Origin of the sequence: Leptolyngbya cf. ectocarpi LEGE 11479 (assembly GCF_015207065.1) — a bacterium.
GTDB lineage: Bacteria > Cyanobacteriota > Cyanobacteriia > Phormidesmidales > Phormidesmidaceae > Leptothoe > Leptothoe ectocarpi.
On sequence record NZ_JADEXP010000076.1, the window covers coordinates 1 to 20,587 of the forward strand.

Genomic DNA, 20,587 nt, shown 5'->3' on the forward strand with positions numbered 1-20,587 from the left:
CCCCAATTAACCGCCTCCTGAATCGCGTCATCAAACTGGTCAAAATCATAATCCTGAAACGGGGCCAGCTTTTTCAGCTCCTTAGCATACTCACCAATCAAACTCTGCCAAATAAACCCATTAAACGGAGCCAAACACACCAATAGCTTCTGCGCCTCCGGCGACAAACTACTATGGGAATACTCCACACATTTCAAAATATTATTCGTCCGCTCCTCCCCACCCACATTCAAATCCACATCCGCCGCCTGCAGCCCCGCCAATACCTCCTCCGGCGTCTGCCGCGCCAGGTTCCCCAGCACCACCTCCATCGCTAGTGGGTACCCCGCCAACAGTTTCATCAACCGCTTAAACCCAGCATCCACGCGCAGGGCCGCAATTTTCTTTGGATCCTTCACCTGGGCCGTCAGCACCTTCTCCGCTAGCACCGACCGCGACTCCGGGTCCAGCCCTGTTAGGGCATACACATTCGTCTTGCCATCCTTGGTAAATGCCGGAACCAGCCATTCCTCGCCGCTGCGCGAACCCAACAGCACTTTTGTTTTACCACCCCGCAGCAATCCCAAAAACTCTTTAATCTGGTTCCGCTCCGCTTCCGGCAACGTATTCTGAATCGCCAACGCCTGCCCCGTCACCGACTCCAGATTATCTAGCACTAGCCCATAGGAGTTCGCCCGCAACCGCTCGGCCACATCCTCCATCTGCGCTTCCAGAGGCATAGCCTCAAACCCAGCAAAATCATACTGATCGGGATACAGCCCTTTGCCAACTACCCGCAAAATCTGCTGCAGCGTGTGGGCCATCTCGTCATAGCCAAAGTAAAAAATCTCATCCACAAAGCCTGTCGTCTGCCACCATTCCCGCAGATAGTTCAGCAGCGTCGTTTTGCCCGTGCCCCCCATGCCCCGCAACAACACAATATTGTGCTGCAACAGCGCCTTTTCAATTTTAAGAATCTCTAAATCTCGACCAATAAACCCATAGGTGGGCTGCTCAAACCGATACCGCTGCCGCCGCTGCATCAGGTACTCCGCCCGTTCGCGCGGCTCCATGTCCCGTAGCTTTAAGTCCACCTCCCGGTTTGCGTACACCACCGGCAGCAGCCAGTCCTCTAGCTCCACGATCTGGTTAAAATACACCCGCCGATTTTTGCGGTTATACAGCTCCTTGCGTCCCAGCCGAATCGCCTCGGGAATGCCCTTCTGGGCAAACAGCTGACCATAGAGTTTCTCCATCATCAGCGCCGCCGCCGACACCGTCACAGAGTAGCCCATGGCCACCACCATCTGCACCCCCGCCGTCATCAGCCGACTGCCCAGACTGGTCTCCACCGCACTTGTTTCTTCACTCTCCCCTTCTTCCTCAAGGGGAATCGTAGGAGATCCTGCCCGCACCTGCTTACCCGACTGGCACGCATTCAAAATACACACCGGAATGCCCTTATTGATCAGCAGCTCCGCCAGTTCCCCAGCCTCCACCGGGTCCGCCTGGCCCTTGGTCTCACCTTCCAAAAACAAAAACGCCTTCACCCCATCATAGGGCTGCATATTTGGCCGACCATACCGGGTCTGATAGGTATAGCGATCTTGCTCGCCCCCGGCCTGAAACTGATCGTAGGTCATCAACCCACCATGCACGTCAAAATGCACAATGTGGTAATACCCTTCTTTATCTTCTAAATGTTCTGACAGGGCCTGATAGCTGCCCGGTCGCAACAGTTCCACATTGACCCGCAGCTGCGCCTGCTGAATCGCCTCAATCAGCGGTCTGGAAATAGTGCGATAGCCCACATCTGATTCTTCATCCGGTCGAGCCGTCACCACCAGTAAGTTAATCGTGGCTGAGGGCTGTAGCACATCGGCCATATCCTTCTCAGCCAGGCGCTTGCGGGTGACCACACAGTCAACGGCAAATGCCCTAGGCTGGTCCGGATCTTTTAGAGCCTCCCAGTGCAGCGACTGAAACTCTGGAGACTCTCCTAAAATTTCAATTTGTAAATTGCTTAGCCCCTGCTGGCAGGCCCGTTCATAGGCACTGTAGGCTTTGTGATTTGAAAATACTTGCTCAAACAGCTCGTGGCCATAGGTCTCAATACTAGCTGCCGCCCGCTGAGCCTTTACTTTTTGATCAAACGGAAACGTGATCCATTTTTCAAAGTAAAACTCCAGCTCCTGTTCCTGCTTGGCATCAAAGGGATTGCTAATCGTAATATCGTATTCTGTCTGATTATTGATACTTACTGCGGCGTCAAAACCAGCAGCTGTTTTTCCCCGTTCGCGAATGGTTAGCGTAGGCATAGGAACGATTTTGCAGTAGGAACGCCAAATTCGCCTCCATGCTAGCTCAGACACCCAAAGGGCAACCATCGCCATTAGGACGAATCAGTTCCTATTGATACAAGCCTATTCACCCAAACCACGGACAAAATTGACCATAATCCTAAGGACCAAGGCAGTAATAAAATCCATACTCCTCAACACCAGTATTAGAGGACTGAGCGGAGTCGAAGTCCGGCCAAACTGGATTTTATTTAATTGCCTTTCCTAAGCGACTTTTGCAAATGAATCATCTCCAGTTCCATCTGCCATAATTTGGGTAGACTGACTCGGAGGATTATTCTATGGACGCACCTTCCGACGTGGTTCTAACCACACTAACCGTCACTAACCGCATTGATGAAGCAAAGGCTAAACAGGGATTAATTTCCAAGGAGCAAGTGCGCTCTATCACACTAAACGATGTGCTAGTAGATACCGGTGCAACAACCCTGTGCCTGCCTCAGGATGCCATTGCAAAACTTGGCCTGGATTTATTAAAAGAAGTCACTGTTACCACGGCAACCGGCCTAAGCTCAGCGCGAATTTTTCAGGATGCCAAAATTTCATTGTGTGGACGCCAAGGCACATTCGAATGTTTGGAGTTACCTGGAGGACGTGATCCATTGATTGGGGTTATTCCTTTAGAAGCCCTAGGTCTGGAGTTAGATTTACAAAAACAAACACTGAAAGTATTGCCGTCGGAGTCCTGGGATACTTATCTGACGATTCTATAAAAATATACGATGCGTTGGAATTCAGAGATACTAACGCTATTCAATCTCCCACGTTTCCAGAACTAACCCAAAAAGTCGCAGAAATTCTATACGTTAGAAGGGGCCAATAGGCTCTGTCCAGCAGATCTAGAAGAACCATCGGAGTAGTTTTTGAGGCGACGTTGATACTTGCAACCCTACAGCTCGGATGTCTCAGCTACCAAATCTTTGCCATCTTTAAGACAAACATCGGCATTTCTGGTTCACAGCTGACAGACTCAGGTTTATCTAAAATTTCTGGTGAGCTATGGGGTCGATAAATATGAACTTGAAAATTCTTTCGGTCAATCAACAATCCCAGCCGTATACCATTAGCCATATACTCTTCCATCTTTGTCTGGAGACTTGTTAATGTATCGCTACTCGATCGTAGTTCTACAACAAAATCGGGTGCAATGGGAGCAAAAGAAGCCTGCTGCTCAGGTGTTAAAGCATTCCAACGGTCAGAAGAGATCCATGCTGCATCGGGAGAGCGCGTTGCGCTATTGGGCAGCGTAAAGCCTGAACTAGAATCAAATGCCTCACCAGTGCCATCTGTTTCAGCCCAAATATAAAGCTGCCCAAAAACTCTGCCGTTACGATTTCCAGTATCTGCAAAAGCCGGGGGCATAACTATGATTTCTCCGCTGGCATTTCGCTCGATCCGCAGATCAGGATTCGTGCGACAAAACTCATAAAATTGCTGATCGCTCATCGTCATAGCTGTGAGCGATGAAAGATCAATCGGCAACGACATCTCTATGGATTTGACCAACAGGCTAGTCATCGGTAACCTGGCTCCATCCAGGAAAGTCTGGGCTCATTATAGCGAAGAGCCCATGGGCATGAATTTATTCGGTCGCCCCGTACAATAAATACAGTAGAGTGGGGACGAAGCAACCATGTCGGCAAAACGCTATGCCATCATTGGTACGGGCGCAATTGGTGGTTACTACGGAGCACGGTTACAGCAGAGCGGCTGTGATGTTCATTTTCTGTTGCGTAGCGACTATGATTATGTGAACAAAAATGGCTTGGTAGTAGAGTCTGTCGATGGTGATATTAAGCTGTCTCAAGTAAACGCCTATAACAACCCAGCCGCAATGCCGCCCATGGATGTTGTTGTTATCGCCTTAAAGACAATACAGAATCATGATCTCAAGAGACTTCTGCCACCACTCAATGACGATGCGGTGGTGCTCCTATTACAAAACGGTCTGGATATTGAAGCAGAAATCGCTCAGCTGGTGTCGCCAGAAAACATTATGGGCGGTCTGTGTTTTGTCTGCTCTAACAAAGTTGGGCCTGGACATATCCGTCATCTCGACTACGGCAAAATTCAGCTGGGGGCCTATAGCGCTACTAATCAACCGCGATCGCTAACTGCTGTCATGATGGAAATCGCCGCAGACCTGCGTGCAGCCAATATTCCCATCGATGTCACTGAGGATCTGTTTATGGCTCGCTGGCGCAAGCTGGTGTGGAATGTGCCCTATAACGGTCTATCGGTGGTGCTAGATGCGACCACTGAGGAGCTGATGGCGGATTCCGAGGTCAAAGCACAGATCTCGACTCTGATGACTGAGGTGATTACCACGGCTAACGCTTGGGCCGATCACCTTTCCAAAGACAATGGTTCAATGCGTCAGATTCCGCTCACTTGGGTAACCAGCATGTTGGATGCGACCACTCGCATGAAACCCTACCGAACTAGCATGAAAATTGATTTTGATGAAGGTCGACCTTTGGAGGTGGAGGCGATTTTGGGTAAGCCAGTGAGGGCGGCTGCCAAGCTAGGGGTGGCGGTACCGGAGATGGAAAAGCTATATGGGCAGGTAAAAGCGCTTTCTAAGAGCAGTTAGTGATGTACTTAGACGCAGCGCTTTACATAGGTTTACACTAGGAGATATACCTGAAAATCTGAGATTGCTCGATGCCCGCAGTTATCAAACGTTTATCTCAAGACCTGTTTGACAGTGTTTCGCAGGAAGCTTCGGCATTGCCTCGCTTGCGAAAAAATCATAATTTTCATCAGCTACCGGACAGGGTGCAGCGATTTATCAATGTGCTCCAGCCAGGCACCTATGTGCGTCCTCACCGCCATCTGCGAGGTCAAGAGAGCAACGGGTTTGAACTCTTTTTAGTGCTCCAGGGTGAAATCGGCTTTTTGGTCTTAGACAACCAAGGTCAGGTGATTCAGACTGAACGGCTCTGCTCCCAGGGACCCACCTACGGTCTAGAACTGGAAGAAGGCCAGTATCACACCTTAATTGCCCTGGCTCCGGATACGGTGATGTTTGAAATCAAAGAAGGTCCCTACGTTCCATCAGCGGATAAGGACTTTATGGCTCAGTTTCCAGCGGAGGGGACAACGGCTGCTGCTCAGCAGGTGAAGGCTTGGTCTCACCTGTTTGCTTAAGTCTGGGCATTTTGCCATGCATTCTGTATCGGGTTAACCATTTTGGGTGCTGGGGCTGTGCATCGCCCGCTGTTTTGTAGTTGCTGTGTACTTATAGATACGTTTATTTTGAATCATCTATTGACTGATATCGACCATGGTTTTGAGCTGTGGGTAACTCTGCTGGAACGTACCCTGTTTTTTAAGCTATGGGGGATGCCGCTCATTGTGCTGTGGCTGCTGGGGGGCTCGGTGTATCTCACCCTGCGCATGGGGTTTATCAATGTGCGCGGTCTGGGTCATAGCGTTGCCGTGTTGAGCGGTCGCTATGATGACCCGGGCGAAGTGGGCGAGGTGAGCCACTTTCAGGCGGTGGCGACGGCGATGTCGGCGACGGTGGGGTTGGGAAATATTGCCGGAGTTGCGATCGCACTGCAACTCGGCGGCCCAGGTGCAGTCCTATGGATGACCGTAGCCGGGCTGCTCGGCATGAGCGCCAAATTTACCGAATGTACCCTGGCCCAGCAGTACCGTATCGTCAGCGACGGTCAGGTGCTGGGCGGCCCCATGTACTATCTGAGTCAGGGATTAGCCGAACGGGGGCTAAAGCCCATGGGCCAACTGCTAGCGGTTACCTTTGCGCTGCTTTGCATGGTCGGAGCCATGGGCGGCGGCAACATGTTTCAGGCCAACCAGTCGAGCCTGGCTGTGGCCTCCCTGGGGGAGCAGCTGCACTGGGCCTGGCTCAGCGACCCAAAACTCTATGGTTTAGTCCTAGCCGTCGCCGTCGCCGCTGTGATCATCGGCGGACTGCAGCGCATTGCTCAGGTGGCCTCGGCCATCGTGCCCACCATGGTGGGTCTGTACCTCGCGGCGGCGCTGTGGATCGTGTTTCACCATCTGGGCGATGTACCCGCCGCCATGGGGCAGATCTGGCATTCGGCCTGGCATCCCGTCGCCATCGAGGGCGGCATCGTTGGCGTTATGGTCCAGGGACTGCAGCGGGGTGTGTTCTCCAACGGGGCTGGCACCGGAGCTGCCGCCATCGCCCATGCCACCACCAAAAACCCTGAACCGGTTCGAGAAGGCATTGTTGCCCTGATTGAACCTCTGATCGACACGGTACTTATTTGTAATCTAACGGCTCTGGTCTGTTTACTGACAGGGGTGTACCGAGCAGACAGTGATCTCAGTGGTATTGAACTGACCACCGCTGCCTTTACTGCCGAAATCCCAATGATGACCTGGGGGCTGGCGATCATTGTCTGTCTCTTTAGCTTTTCGACAATTATTTCGTGCTTTTACTATGGTGAAGCCTGCTGGCGCTATCTGCTGGGTGAACGGGGACTGCTGGCCTATAAGTTGGTCTATATTTTGGGCAGCTTTGGGGGCACCATTATCAGTCTGGATACCGTCATCCGCTTTAGCGACATCATGATTTTTGCCCTTGGCATTCCCAATATGATTGGTCTACTGCTGCTGTCAAACCAGGTCGCCCAAAGCTTAAACACCTATTGGCATGCTGAACATACCCACGACGGGCTTTCAACATCCCGTCGGTCGCTGCCGTAGACAAACTTTTGATTCCATCTCTAAACCAAAGCAACACTTTCTGAAAATCGGTGTAATCTATAGGCACCTTTGGGGCGGTGGGGCAATGGCTTTATAAACAAGGCCACTGTGACCGATATCGTCGTACACCTGTAGAGCCGTGGATAGGTCAGACAATGAGTAACGATGTGCTAATTTTGACCATCTACTTCTTGGTGGTGATTTATGTGCTCTACCAAATGGCACTCGCTATTGAAAGCAACCTTGAGGATAAAGTCAAAGTCGATCTTGACCGTGATGCGCTGGCCAATGAAGTCAACAGACAGCTTACGCGGCAAACCCATCTTAAAAAGGCTACCGCTAGCGTTGAACAGCTTGAATTCAAAGGGATCAAACTGCCTCCATTTTTAGCGATTCAGGTGCCCGCTCAGGCTGATTCTCAAAGTCTGCGCCAGATTAGGGTAACGGTAACCCCCATGGGGAAAATGAGCCGCAACACGTCCCATAAGAGCCTCAAAATAGAGGTCCATAATTTGACCGCAGATGCTCAGGTCTATGTTGACTGGGACAAGAGTTCAATCGCTACTAATAATTCAATGCAGCGAGCTGTGCGCACAGGCATTCCCATGGGTAGCGATTTGTCTCGAGGGCAAATCCTTAGTGTTGTCAACCCAGGCGATCGATTCAACACCGAAGTTACCGGGGAAAACTGCCTGAGCCTGAATGCTGACAGCCGTACCCTGGAGGCTCAAAAACCGTTGATTGACATGGAGGGCGTGATTACTAAGTTGTCAGATCCCCTCAATCGAGTAGACAGCTTTGACGATGAAGAGCTAGCAATTGTTGCCTACAGTCTGCGGCTCATGGTGGGGGTGCGCTACATTACAGAGCGGCGAACTAACTATACGGCCTATCTATTGCTGCCCTTTGATTTTGTGGCGGTCTTGCTACCTGACGAGATTGCCTTTCCCCCTCTACGTTGGTTGCTCAACCGTCCCCGTCCTGAGAATGCCCGAGATGCACTAACGACGCTACTTTTGGGTCGTCCGTCCAAGCGGTAGTCAGCGGTGGGCAAGGCGGAGTTTTCTGTAGACAGCCCGTATAGATTTCTAAGATGGCTGCTGGAGTTATGGTGCTGTCAGACTTATGTAACGAAAATCTTAAGCCTGGCAGTGCCAGGTATGATAGCTAGTCCAAAAACATTGATAAACGACTGAAACCTTTTACCTAAAGGCTTTTTGCCGTACCTGGGCAATGCTCTGTGGAACTTTCTGCGGCCTCAAATATTCAAACTCAATAAGGTTTGTAGCTGTCTAGATTGCGAAATATAAAACAAATCTAAAGATCTTGAGGTAATATTAAAAAGAATAGTTCTGAGTTTACCTATCTCGTCAGGCTCTGTTGGTGGCTTGGCAGAGTTTTGTCCCATCGACTAATGTTGAGAGCTTTCGAAAATTCATTTGTATCTCAATTTTCATCTCAATTGAGACACTGAGGGTCATGTGACTCTCTTGGTTCTTGACATATCTGACGTTGTCAGGAGCTAGCCGACTGGCTAGCTTCCTAAACTGTCACGGCCACACAAAAGAATTCTCCAAATCTCTCTTCCATCTATCATTTCAGTAGAGGATTCTTTCTGCGATGTTAAGTGACAACACAGCTATCTTTAACGATCTGTCTCGCCAGGCCATGGGGCAAGAGCAAGGTAGAGTATCTGTTTTTATTGATGCTGCCCATGTTTTCTATGCGGCCTCAACCCTAGGAATTGAGATTGATTACAGTAAATTGGTGGCTCAGTTAGTACGGCGTGGTCGGCTGCTGCGGGCGTATTTTTATACCGGTGTAGACTCTAAAAATACTAAGCAGCAAGGGTTTCTGCTGTGGATGAAACGTAATGGTTATCGGGTTATTACTAAGGAGATTGCCAACAAAGAAAGTGCTGACGCTACTCAACGGTCGATTGATTTCTGTGTGGAAATTACGACGGATATGATCGAACAGTCGGCTTTTTGTGACACTGTGATTCTGGTTACGGGAGATGGTCGCTTTTCTCGGCTCCTCAATCATTTTGCCCACTCCCGCACCCGCACTGAGCTGGTAAGTCTACAGTCCATTACCAGCGAGCGATTGCTCAGTGAAGCTGACAGTGCTACCGATTTTGTTGAGATTCAAGATGCGATCGCAAAGCGCCACATTTCCCATAAGCGAGCCAGGTTCAACGTAGCTTAGAGCTTTGCCTTCAGCAGGTTGGGTCTCCTACTAGGCAGTTAGAGTTTATCTACCCGTTAGAAAACTCTAATGGCCGTTTCGTTTAGCAGTTTCATGCTTTATAAAAATGATTTCTTTTGATAGCGAGCATCTCCGTTTGATCTGGAGCATGGTAGAAACCCATAGCCGGATGCTAGCGAGTCTAAATGACGAGGCGATTTGTTTTTGGCTGCTAAAGAAACTTAAGGACACCATCTATCTGAGCCCTGACGAAATGGGCGAGCTAAAAGCTTATATTTTGAGCCGCAGACATTTAATTCGTGATATTACCAACTCCCAGAGTTATTCTGACAATTACAGCTCAGCACAGCTATCCAACAATACCTATCACGGCAAAGGTGTAGAGCTTCCATACGATGAAGCAGTATAGCCCCATGGGCAATAAAACAAGGCTAGCTAAGAAAATCAAGGTAGCCCTAACCGGCCAGTGACGCTGAGACACCATTATTTTTGTTTTCCAAATGTCAATAGGATTCCTGGACCTCAACAAATAGCCCGATACGCTACCTGCTGGAAATGAAATGTGCAGAACTCATTAAGGAAAAATGCTAGTTCGAGCATACTCAGGCTCGATATTGCTAGCTGTCAAACACTTTGCCTAACGTTTAGGACCAAACACCTTAGTCAAAGATTTGTTCATATTTATACCGGACATTCATGACAATGTTAAGAGAATTTCGGTTTCTCTTAATTCTCTGTAATACTTGTGGCAATAGAAAAATATACTAAGTCGTACAACCCGCTCTGACCTTCTTCAACATCCCTTCCAGCATGAGACAGTCTGATTTCCTACATAATGCAGGTATTAGTGCAGGTAGGCTCCAGCAAAACCATGATTTCTTCCCTGTCCATCTGATTGGATTGACGCAGCCCCATGGAGTATTGTTAGCATTAGAGGGGGAAAACTTTACCATCACCCAGGTCAGTGACAACACGACGACCCATTTGGGCATTACTCCTCAATCACTGCTGGGGCAGCCCCTACTAGAATTGCTTGGGTCGACGACATATCCCAAACCACTACATCATTATCTAGAGACCTGCACTGAGCATGCCAGCTATGTGCAGGTCTCTATTTGTACACCGAACGGGAGCAAGGACTTTGATGGGTTAGTCCATCGAGGCAAAGGCTCGATCGTTTTGGAGCTAGAGCCGATCGGTTCACAGACGAGCTTACAGACAGCGGCTGGCCTGATGTCTTTGCAAACCATGGTGCAACAGGCTATCAGGCGCTTACGCAGCATAGACGATGCCACAGAATTCTTGCAGGCAGCCGTTACAGAAATACAGGCGCTCACTGGCTATGACCGGGTTATGGTCTATCAGTTTGACGAAGATCAGGCTGGCTCTGTTGTTGCTGAAGTCAAGCCATCTGGAGATGTGGCGTATTTAGGGCTGCATTATCCAGCCACGGATATTCCTGCTCTGGTGCGGCAGCTCTATCAGCGGGGCCTCAGGCGATATATTCCAGATTTAACGGCGGCCCCCGTTGCCCTGGTAAACGCAGCGGATGCATCCAAAACACCCTTGGATTTGAGTTATGCCATTCTTCGGGGCGTCGATCCGTGCTGCATCGACTATCACCAGAATATGAATGTCACCGGCCTGATGGTGATTGCTTTAGTGAGAGACAATCAGCTCTGGGGATTACTGGCCTGCCATCACCGGAGCGCAAAATTTTTACCCTATTCTGTGCGCTCGGCCTGTGAAGTATTGGCTCAGCTGATTGCCGCTGAGCTGGCCAGCAAAGTTGATAAAACCGAACTGAGCTATCTAAACCATCTGCAAACAATTCAGACAGATTTTGTCGCTTCGATCGCCACGGCTGAGAACTTCAAACAGGCCCTGATTCATCCAGAGCCAAGGTTGTTGGATATGGTCAACGCGCAAGGAGCGGCTGTCTGTCTGGATCAAGATATTACCCTGATTGGTCAGACACCTCCTTTGGACATTGTGCAAGATTTGATTTCCTGGTCGATGGAAGAACTATCTACAGAGCTTTTTCATACCAACTGTCTATTGCAGGACTACCCAGCCATTGCCGACTTTAAGGCTGTTGCCAGCGGTTTAGTGGTGTTAAAAATCTCTCAGCTGCGCCGTTATCTTATTCTTTGGTTTCGCCCTGAGGTGCTACAAATCATTAACTGGGCAGGTAATCCTAACGAGTCTATCCATGGGGCTGATGCTGACAATATAGTCCTTTGCCCCCGCACATCATTTCGGCAATGGCAGGAGACTGTCCGAGCCACGGCCTTACCCTGGCAGCCCGTGGAACTCACCAATGCTATCGCCCTCAAAAATGCCATTGTCGGCATTGTGCTTAACAAAGCGGATGAACTAGCCCAAATCAATCGTGAACTCGAGCGTAGCAATCGAGAACTGGACTCGTTTGCCTATGCGGCCTCCCATGATCTTAAAGAACCCTTAAGGGGGATCACCAACTTTTCTAATATTCTTTTGAAACGCCACAGTCATGACTTAGACCAAGTGGCTGTAAAACGGCTGAAAACCTTGGTTAAGCTGGCCGAGCGGATGGATGGATTGATTGATGCTCTGCTCAGATTCTCTCGCTTGAGCCAAGACAAGTTGCAATATCAGGCCACGGATCTCAACGTTCTCGTGTCAAGCCTTATTGAGGACTTAAGTACGACACGTAGCGAGGAGCAACTGCCCCTCCAGATTGTGATACCAAAGCCATTACCGGTGGTAAGTGCTGATCCGGACCTAGTTAGGGAAGTTTTTAGCAATCTCCTGAGCAATGCTCTTAAATATACCCATGCTCCCCAGCCTAAAATTGAAGTGGGTTACCTAACCGCTGACGAACGACCGAGAGAAGACCGAGTGAATTCACCTGACACCTGCATTCTCTACGTTAAGGATGACGGTATTGGCATCCATGAACGCCATTTTCAAAATATCTTTCGCCTTTTTAAACGTTTGCACGAACGAGATTGTTATGGCGGTGGCACAGGGGTGGGTCTAACCATTGCTATGAAAATCATTGAACGCCATGGTGGGCGCATATGGGTAGAGTCCAAACAAAATGAGGGAACTACGTTTTACTTCGTCCTAAGCCATTACAAACAGGCACAGGCAGTTGTCCCATAAACTCATGCTGACAGAGTGGGGCCATTTGTGAAGTGCGGCCACCAGCAAATTAGGTTCCCTAGCCAATATCTCTTATTCTCTATGGAGATTTCTCTATGGAGATTTTCTACGGAGAGATGGTGCCTATGAATCTAATTGGGGCTATGCAATCAGGACATCTAGAATTAAGTGACGCTTAGCCCTTAGATAAGCGACTAAGTCGGTCTGTTCGTTGGCAGTTAGACAGAGGTTGTCGTTGACATAGGTGCTTAACTGGCTGATAAATACAGCTTCAGACGCGTTTGAAAGGCTGTCTGGCGAAGCCTGTAAAATCAATGACCAGAATGCTCTGAGTTTGCTAGCGTTCATGCCACATTACCTGTCAATAAAGGGGTCTGGTTCCTATAGCAGATTACCGATTTTTAATCCTATATGCTGCTTTAAATCAACGTCTTATATTTGATGTCATGCTTAACTTAAGCTTTTCTAAAGAAATGGGCAAGTGAACTTAATAGAGCTTAAGCTGCCAGACCGATGGTGCTGTTGGCAGCTTGGATAAAGCTTTATCCATCTGTCTTAGCCTGAGATCGCATAGGTTATATCATCACTATCCGGTGACACTAACAGCATTCCCTACGCATCAAAGTAATTGATATTTTTCACAGATCCAAACTGTATGCCATTGCCAAACTCTCTAAGGTCAATGTTTGGAGGCGTCAGGTCTCAATTCCAAAAGGAGGCGACATTACTGTGACTAAACCGTGACTAATTAACTGAGTAAAAGAAGGCGACATCGTTTACTCAGTCAGGGATAAATTTTTTTGTGTTAGTATGTAAAGAAAAATAAACTCTGATAAAAAATTAATCTTTTCTTAAGCTTATGCGCAGAAACAGTAAAACTCCTTTGCTAGTCGTTGAAGATAGCGATGAGGATTTTGAAGTCCTCCAGATTTTTATGGAGGATATGGCCGTTGTCAATCCCATTTATCGCTGTACGACCGGGGATAAGGCCCTAGATTTTTTGTATCGCAATCAGGGTGGAGAAAATGCTCAAGATACGACGCGCCCATCCATGATTTTATTGGATTTAAATCTGCCTGGAACCGATGGTAGAGAAGTATTAGAGCGGCTGAAGCAAGACGATGAGTTTCGCGAAATTCCTATCGTTATCTTCACCACAAATTCTGACCCTAGAGATATCAAGCTCTGCTATAGAAAAGGCGCTAATGGCTATCTGATAAAACCAGTGGGCACAGAGAGATTTGAAAAGGCAATTCAGGCGTTTGTAGACTACTGGCTGCATACTAATACATTGCCTGATTGGGTTGAGTTGACAGGGGTGAGTTAGGGTCGAGAACAAGGCTGGAGCACCCTAATAAAAAATCCTGTCAAGAGGGGCCGTAAGCTCTTTAAATTTTATATTTTATTAACAATTAAAAAAATGATGTCACCCTAGTAGAGACGATAATCTGTCCCTTTCTATGACGGCGGCCCATACGTTATTGATTGTTGATGATTGCGCAGAGGATCGAGAAGTCTATCGCGAGTACCTTTCTGAGGATCCTCATAATACCTACGAATTTTGCGAGGCGAGTCTGGCTGAGGTCGGTCTGGATCTCTTTTTGGAGCAGTCGTTTGATGTGGTGCTGCTTGATTTTTATATGCCCGATATGACGGGACTGGAGTTCTTGGGGCAGCTGCAGGAGCGTCAGCATGGGGTGCCCTGTCCCATTATTATGCTGACGGGGCAGGGCAGTGAGGAGCTGGCGGTGCGGGCCATGAAGCATGGGGTGCAGGATTATCTGGGGAAGCAACATCTACAGCCAGAGGTTTTACAGCGCACCGTTAGAAGCGTTATTCAGCAGTCCCATCTCCATGTCGCCTTACGCAAAACCCGAGAGCAGCAGCGGTTAATTGCGACTACGGCACTGCGTATTCGCCAGTCTCTAGATCTAAGTCAGATTCTGGATACGGCTGTGGCGGAGGTGCAACAGCTGCTGGAATGCGACCATGTGGCGGTTTATCAATGTGGTGCTCAGCAAACGTTTCAACTCATCGCGGAGCTGGGGACCCGCTGTGGTCAGATGACGTCGAATACCGATAGTGCTGAGGAGCGGTCTTCTGCGGATATCTGTGGTGCAGGGTTTGAGGGGGCTTTAGCGAGTAGCGATGCTCAAGAGCTGAGTGTCCCCATCGATATCCATACGCCTTCATCGCTCCAGAGTCAGACTTGGGGCTATCTGGTGGCGCATCAGTGTTCTAAGGTCACGGACTGGCAACCTGAAGAGCGGGGTCTGTTTAATGAGTTGGCGGTGCAGCTTGCGATCGCAATTCAGCAAGCTGAACTTTTGACCCAAACTCAAGCTGCCTTAGAAAAAGCTCAGGAACTAAACCATTTCAAATCCCAGATTTTAGCCACCATTTCCCACGAATACCGGTCCCCACTCTCCGTCATTCTGGGGGCGGCATCCACCCTCAATCGCCATGGTCAGAGTCTGGAGCCATCAAAACAGGCTCGTTTCTTGACCATGATTCAGGAAAAGGCCAGACACATGACTCGGCTAGTGGATAATATGCTGGTTATGCATCAATGTGAGTTAGATCAGGCCCGATTTGAGCCAGCCCCCATGAACATTCTGCAATTTGTTGCGGATATTGTTGAAGAACATCGAGATACAGCTCCAGACCATGAGTTAGTTTTACAGATAACCGGTAAAACTAGTGGTTTCTGGGGCGATCAGGGAGTACTGCGGTTAGTCATTGATAATCTGTTATCAAATGCCGTTAAATTTTCTCCTGAAGGAGGACGCATTGACGTTCATCTGCTAGGAGAAGCAAAGACCATTACCCTTTCCATTAAGGATTTTGGCATCGGCATTCCCAGTCAGGAGCAGTGTGAGCTATTTCAATCTTTTCGACGTGCCAGTAATGCCAATCACATTCCAGGCATCGGTTTAGGGCTGTCAATTGTCAAAGCCTGCATTGACCTGCATGAGGGCACCCTAGACATAGAAAGTCAGGAAGGTGGTGGAACTACCGTATCTTTCCAGCTGCCCAAACATCCCCAGGCATCGCAGCATATTTATCAAGGGGATTTGCAGTAGTGTCACACGTGGCGGCGAATACAGGCCAGCAGCTGTTCAAATCGAAAAGGTTTGGAAACAAAGTCATCGGCACCGAGGGCAAGACTGAGATCGCGCTCCTCGGCGTTGTCAAGGGCCGTCACTACGATGACAGGTACGTCAGAAGCCTTGGCTCCAAGCTCCTTTAAAACAGCCCAGCCATCGACACCGGGTAAGCCTATATCTAGTAGCATCAGATCACATTGAGCCGCTAGATTAATGGCCTCATAGCCATTGGTAGCGATTTGAGTTGTGTAGCCAGCCTTGCGCAAACCTTTGGCGATAAATGTTGCGATTCGCGCTTCGTCTTCGGCGATGAGAATATTAACCACCAAAGTATTTCCAGATTTAACCAACAGCTTGTCAACGTCAACAGTGAATAAGATAATCTTTTCCGAAGACAATGTTCTTCATACAGGCTATTATTCCGCATCGGAAATAAGATAAGGATGAATCCATTATGAGAATCTTCTTATATTCTAGAGCGGCATGCGATATCCCATACCCCGCACTGTTTCAATTAGGTCGCTGCCCAATTTTTTACGCAGATAGCCGACATACACATCGACAACGTTGGACCCAGGAGAGTAATCATAGCCCCATACGCGGTCGAGCAGCTGCTCGCGGCTCAGCACCTGTCCTGGATGATTCATAAACGTCTCGGCTAGGGTAAACTCGCGCGCCGAGAGTTCGATCGCCTTTTCCCCCACATGGACCAGACGGGTCCGTAAATCTAATACGACATTTCGGTAGCTGAGCTTCCAGTCTTGGTTGTTGGCTGCCGTTGTCGTTGTGCGCAGCCGAGCCCGGATGCGGGCCAGCAGCTCTTCAAATCGAAAGGGTTTAGTGACATAGTCATCGGCCCCGAGTTCAAAGCCAGTTAGCTTATCTTTGATGTCATCTCGGGCGGTCAAAATCACAATGGGAATCTGGCAGCCCTGACCACGCAGGTCTTCTAGGACCGATAAACCGTCCTGTCCCGGCAGCCCCAGGTCGAGCACAATTAACTCATAGTCTTCCTCGAGGGCACGGGCCACCGCTTCGGGACCGGTAGTTGCGATTTCAACCGTAAATCCGTTGGCCTGCAGACCCTTATCTAAAAAAGCGGCCACTCGGGCCTCATCTTCAGCAATTAAAATCCGTTTCATTAACGACTCTCCTGATAGTCTGGCAAGGGTACCCACTGCTCAATCGGCAGACTGAGGGTAAAAACAGAGCCCACACCGGGCTGACTAGCTAGTTCAATTTTGCCCCCATGGGCCTCGGCAATTGCTCGCACAATGGCCAGCCCCAGCCCTGAGCCATCGGACTTTCGCTGGGTGTACTGCACCCGAGCAAAGCGGTCAAACACTCGCACCTGCTCAGATACGGGGATACCTTCTCCTGTATCTTGGACCCAAAATTCCACCTGACCCTCATGGTTACGACAACCCAGTTCAATTGTGTCGTCTATCTGGGTGTGCTGAGCCGCGTTATTAAGCAAGTTGAGTAAAGCTCCAGTCAGCCGCTGCGGATCGGCTACGATTTTTGCCCGAGTGTCTATCTGATATCGCCAGTTGCGGTCGGCCAGCGTCTGAGCTTTGGTAAACAGATCAGTACAAAAGTCAGCCACATCCACGGTTTCTAACCGTAAAAAGCCGGGATGCTCAGATTTCACAATCAAAATCAAATCGTTAACTAAGCGCCCCATCCGCTCCAACTCATCTAAGACCAGATCGACGGTTTCAGCTTGCTCAACCGGGTCATCCCCCATCAGCTCCAAATGTCCCTGCATAATCGTAATCGGGGTGCGCAATTCATGCCCAGCATCGTTAATAAAATTACGCTGGCTGTCAAACGCTCCCTGCAGGCGGTCCATCATGGCATTAAAGGTATTGGCCAGTTCTACCAGTTCGCCACTACCTTGAATTTCAATCCGACTATCTAAATCGGTTTCGTTGATCCGACGAGCGGTTGTTGCTAGAGCCTTAACTGGCTGCAGCAACCGCCCCGTCAAAAACCAGGCCACCCCAAAGGCGACAAGCAGCAGACCGCTGGCAACTTCAGCAAAAACATATAGACCGGCCAGTGCTTCCTGGCGTTCTCCAGCCGACAGGTGGGCAATAATAAACTGCCCTCGGGTTGTACCATCAACTACAAGCGTGTCAACGACATAAATGACTCTGCCTACGTTTGGGTCATTGGTACTTTGTTTTCCTTGCACATCGTCATCGAGCCTCTGCCAATAGCTATACAGCTCAGATCCTGGTTGAATGGCATCGGGGAGCGTTATTGGATTAGAGCGGTAAACCTCGCCGTCTAAAATAGCAATGAGAAAGTTATCGTCTTCTGGTAATTCACCCGTTACATAGTCATGAATCGCCGTCGCCAATGTCTCAAATGACGGGTCGTCAGACGCCAGCCACTCATTATAAACATCGTCAAATTCTGCCGCTTCTTCTAAGAGATCCTCATTGACACGAGCATCCACCGAGCGGAATAAAAGTGTTCGAAAGAGTGGTGTGGCCGAGGCCACAGCCGCTAACATCAAAGCTACGTAAATTGAGAAGATTTTTGTTCGTGCTTCTTTAAAGAAACCAACCTGGTTAGAACGATTCATTCTGTCAATGGAGGATCTGAAAGCCTAACTATAGGGTTTAAATATGAGGCATCGCCGAGCTTTGCGATAAATTGAAAACGATAGCTTTAGCAAGGCTTCATCTCCGTTAGCAACAACGTAGCTCGTTGTCTGGTTTATCCATGACATCCTTCAGAACTCTCTAAAAAATTAAAGGTTGCCCCCTGATAGGCTCTGTAACGCTGTGACATTTTAAGAACCGACTACTATTTTTAAAATTTATAATTAAACAAGATAGGAATGCATGAGAACTTTCTTATTTTACTGAGCGTGGTGGCAGATTTAAGGAGCCGTTAGCTAAGAAAGCTACCCAGGGGGTGATAAGAGCGAAAACCCTCTGTATAAAGGGGGTTTCACTCCAAGAGAGATTTTATGTTGAACGTTTCTCACCCTGCTCAATCAGCTTTTTAAAAATTGATCATCGTTATCGATATCAAATGATTTGGGCTGTTTTTTCTTTAGATTAGACCTTTTCTAAATTAGGTTTCATGAAAGTGCTCTAACCGTTACTTCATTCAGATTTTAATCACGCTGGCGATAGTAGTGACATCGGTTTTCGCACTACTGGAGAATAAAGCAATGCGTGTATCTGTCATTGGCACGGGCTATGTAGGTCTAGTGACCGGAGCTTGTTTAGCCCACATTGGTCATGAAGTGGTGTGTGTTGACAACAATGCAGAAAAAGTCGCGATGCTACAGACTGGCCACTCTCCTATTTATGAGCCTGGGCTAACGGACATTATGGGTTCAGATCAGCTATCGTTTACGACGGATTTAGCCGCTGGGGTCGAGCACGGTGAGATTCTGTTTATTGCTGTAGGGACACCGCCACTGCCCACGGGTGAGAGCGATACCCGCTATGTAGAAGCCGTAGCACGGGGCATTGGTCAGCACATTAACGGTGAGCGCAAAGTGATTGTCAACAAGTCTACGGTACCGGTGGGCTCCGGTGACTGGGTGCGGCGCTTAATTCTAGACGAGCTAGAGCAGCGCCATTGCCGAGCTAACTTTGCCGTGGTTAGCAATCCAGAGTTTTTACGAGAAGGGTCAGCCGTATACGATACCTTTAACCCGGACCGCATTGTCCTAGGAGGGCACTCGCTCAGGGCAATTGAGCGGATGCGACAGCTCTATGCGCCCATTATTCACCGACAGTTTGCGGAGGATCCGTCTCTGGCTGCTGTTCCTGTGGTGGTGACCGACCTGGCCTCTGCGGAGACGATTAAGTATGCTGCCAATGCATTTCTGGCGACAAAGATTAGCTTTATTAACGAGATTGCCAATATTTGCGATCGCATCGGTGCCGACGTCAATCAAGTTTCCCAGGGCATTGGTCTAGATAGCCGCATTGGCGAAAAATTCCTGCGGGCCGGTATTGGCTGGGGAGGCTCCTGTTTTCCCAAAGACGTGTCAGCTCTGATGCATATTGCCCAGGACTACGGCGTTCAAACCGCGCTTTTAGAGGCCACTATCGCCACCAACCAACGCCAGCGGCTGCAGGTAGTGCATCAGCTACAAAAGACGCTCAAAATTCTCAACGGTAAAACCATCGGGCTGTTGGGACTCACCTTTAAGCCCAACACCGATGACCTGCGGGATGCTCCTGCCCTTGAGATTATTGCTGAGCTACAGCGGCTGGGAACCAAGGTCAAAGCCTATGACCCCATTATTGAAAGCATTTCAGTCCCGGTCACCCTGGTGGATACCCCTACCACCCTGGCCTACGACTGTGACGCATTGGTGCTGGTGACCGACTGGGCCGAATTTCAAGACCTGGACTATGGCGACCTGGCCCGCCGGATGACCCATCCCATTTTTATCGATGGTCGCAACTGTCTTAGTCCTCAACGGATGCAGCAGGCCGGGTTTTACTACGAGGCCATTGGTCGCCCCAGTACCGGTCAGCTATTGTGGCCCGTTATAAGTCGTCAACCGGTCGCCGCCTAGAACCAAAAGCCATCCTCAGGAGATCCTGCCATGAAACTAATGGTCTATTCCCACGATGCTTTTGGACTGGGCAACATTCGCCGGATGCTCACTATTTGCGAGTATTTGCTGCGGACACTGCCCAATATTTCTATTCTGGTAGTGTCGGGTTCCCCCGCCCTACATACGCTCAAACTGCCTGAGGGACTAGATTATATCAAGCTACCCTGTCTGGGGCGAGACACATCTGGTCAGCTAGAAGCTAGGTACCTCAAGAGCATGCCAGAGACGCTGGTACGGCTGCGATCGCACCTAATTCTTACAGCAGCGGCCCACTTTGAGCCCGATGTATTGCTGGTGGACAAAAAACCTCAAGGTCTGCGGAATGAACTCAAAGCAACCCTGGGCTACCTCCGCCGCCATTGCCCTAACACCAAGCGAGTGCTGCTGCTTAGAGATATCCTGGATACCCCTGCCGCGACGATTCAACAGTGGCATAAAAACAACTACTATCAGCTGACTCAACAACAGTATGACCAGGTATGGGT

General features: G+C 49.2%; 18 protein-coding genes. 12 read left to right on the forward strand and 6 right to left on the reverse strand.

Features of this window, described 5'->3' with window-relative positions; translation table 11 throughout:
- Positions 1–2,297: CHAT domain-containing protein (locus IQ260_RS10570; RefSeq protein ID WP_193993071.1), on the reverse strand; the 2,297-nt coding region annotated here is incomplete at its 3' end.
- Positions 2,298–2,620: 323 nt separating this feature from the next.
- On the opposite strand from IQ260_RS10570, the gene IQ260_RS10575 reads away from it, so the two are divergent.
- On the forward strand, positions 2,621–3,052 hold the full coding sequence (locus tag IQ260_RS10575; protein WP_193993072.1) for an aspartyl protease family protein: 432 nt from the start codon (positions 2,621–2,623) through the stop codon (positions 3,050–3,052).
- A 196-nt stretch (positions 3,053–3,248) separates the two neighbouring features.
- Here the strand turns inward: IQ260_RS10575 and IQ260_RS10580 are convergent, their stop codons facing one another.
- Entirely contained in the window at positions 3,249–3,857 is a 609-nt protein-coding gene (locus IQ260_RS10580; RefSeq protein ID WP_193993073.1) for a Uma2 family endonuclease, read from the reverse strand.
- A 115-nt stretch (positions 3,858–3,972) separates the two neighbouring features.
- On the opposite strand from IQ260_RS10580, the gene IQ260_RS10585 reads away from it, so the two are divergent.
- The 7 genes from IQ260_RS10585 to IQ260_RS10615 all read left to right on the forward strand — a co-directional run bounded on the left by IQ260_RS10585 (position 3,973) and on the right by IQ260_RS10615 (position 12,395).
- Positions 3,973–4,932 carry a putative 2-dehydropantoate 2-reductase gene (locus IQ260_RS10585; RefSeq protein ID WP_193993074.1) on the forward strand — a complete coding sequence of 320 codons (960 nt, stop codon included), beginning with the start codon at positions 3,973–3,975 and terminating at the stop codon, positions 4,930–4,932.
- A 71-nt stretch (positions 4,933–5,003) separates the two neighbouring features.
- Positions 5,004–5,489: a WbuC family cupin fold metalloprotein gene (locus IQ260_RS10590; RefSeq protein ID WP_193993075.1), complete on the forward strand. Its 486-nt coding sequence runs from the start codon at positions 5,004–5,006 to the stop codon at positions 5,487–5,489.
- 120 nt (positions 5,490–5,609) lie between these two features.
- Positions 5,610–7,040 (forward strand): alanine/glycine:cation symporter family protein, encoded by a 1,431-nt coding sequence (locus tag IQ260_RS10595; protein ID WP_228015834.1) that lies wholly within the window; start codon positions 5,610–5,612, stop codon positions 7,038–7,040.
- Positions 7,041–7,195: 155 nt separating this feature from the next.
- Complete coding sequence (locus IQ260_RS10600) at positions 7,196–8,080, forward strand: hypothetical protein (RefSeq protein WP_193993076.1); 885 nt, start codon at positions 7,196–7,198, stop codon at positions 8,078–8,080.
- A 580-nt stretch (positions 8,081–8,660) separates the two neighbouring features.
- Positions 8,661–9,248, forward strand: coding sequence for a LabA-like NYN domain-containing protein (locus tag IQ260_RS10605; protein WP_193993077.1), 588 nt, complete (start codon positions 8,661–8,663; stop codon positions 9,246–9,248).
- A 106-nt stretch (positions 9,249–9,354) separates the two neighbouring features.
- A complete protein-coding gene (locus tag IQ260_RS10610; RefSeq protein ID WP_193993078.1) occupies positions 9,355–9,657 on the forward strand; it encodes a hypothetical protein in 303 nt (100 codons plus the stop codon).
- A 401-nt stretch (positions 9,658–10,058) separates the two neighbouring features.
- A complete protein-coding gene (locus IQ260_RS10615; RefSeq protein ID WP_193993079.1) occupies positions 10,059–12,395 on the forward strand; it encodes an ATP-binding protein in 2,337 nt (778 codons plus the stop codon).
- Between the two features lie 141 nt (positions 12,396–12,536).
- Here IQ260_RS10615 and IQ260_RS10620 read toward each other — a convergent pair whose 3' ends face one another.
- The gene (locus IQ260_RS10620; RefSeq protein ID WP_193993080.1) at positions 12,537–12,743 is read right to left on the reverse strand and encodes a hypothetical protein; all 207 of its coding nucleotides are present in this window, start codon (positions 12,741–12,743) and stop codon (positions 12,537–12,539) included.
- Positions 12,744–13,254: 511 nt separating this feature from the next.
- On the opposite strand from IQ260_RS10620, the gene IQ260_RS10625 reads away from it, so the two are divergent.
- Both IQ260_RS10625 and IQ260_RS10630 read left to right on the forward strand, forming a co-directional pair.
- Positions 13,255–13,722, forward strand: coding sequence for a response regulator (locus IQ260_RS10625; protein ID WP_193993081.1), 468 nt, complete (start codon positions 13,255–13,257; stop codon positions 13,720–13,722).
- Positions 13,723–13,855: 133 nt separating this feature from the next.
- Positions 13,856–15,478, forward strand: coding sequence for a hybrid sensor histidine kinase/response regulator (locus IQ260_RS10630; protein ID WP_193993082.1), 1,623 nt, complete (start codon positions 13,856–13,858; stop codon positions 15,476–15,478).
- Between the two features lie 2 nt (positions 15,479–15,480).
- Here IQ260_RS10630 and IQ260_RS10635 read toward each other — a convergent pair whose 3' ends face one another.
- The 3 genes from IQ260_RS10635 to IQ260_RS10645 form a co-directional block, all read right to left on the reverse strand.
- A complete protein-coding gene (locus IQ260_RS10635; protein ID WP_193993083.1) occupies positions 15,481–15,828 on the reverse strand; it encodes a response regulator transcription factor in 348 nt (115 codons plus the stop codon).
- A gap of 147 nt (positions 15,829–15,975) precedes the next feature.
- Positions 15,976–16,644 (reverse strand): response regulator transcription factor, encoded by a 669-nt coding sequence (locus IQ260_RS10640; protein WP_193993084.1) that lies wholly within the window; start codon positions 16,642–16,644, stop codon positions 15,976–15,978.
- Positions 16,644–18,023, reverse strand: a complete 1,380-nt coding sequence (locus tag IQ260_RS10645; protein WP_228015835.1) for a sensor histidine kinase — start codon at positions 18,021–18,023, stop codon at positions 16,644–16,646. Before IQ260_RS10645 ends, IQ260_RS10640 begins: the two co-directional genes overlap by 1 nt.
- Positions 18,024–18,692: 669 nt before the next feature.
- On the opposite strand from IQ260_RS10645, the gene IQ260_RS10650 reads away from it, so the two are divergent.
- Positions 18,693–20,060 carry a UDP-glucose dehydrogenase family protein gene (locus IQ260_RS10650; protein ID WP_193993086.1) on the forward strand — a complete coding sequence of 456 codons (1,368 nt, stop codon included), beginning with the start codon at positions 18,693–18,695 and terminating at the stop codon, positions 20,058–20,060.
- Between the two features lie 30 nt (positions 20,061–20,090).
- A partial coding sequence (locus IQ260_RS10655; RefSeq protein ID WP_407657735.1) for a glycosyltransferase family protein occupies positions 20,091–20,587 on the forward strand: 497 nt, incomplete at its 3' end.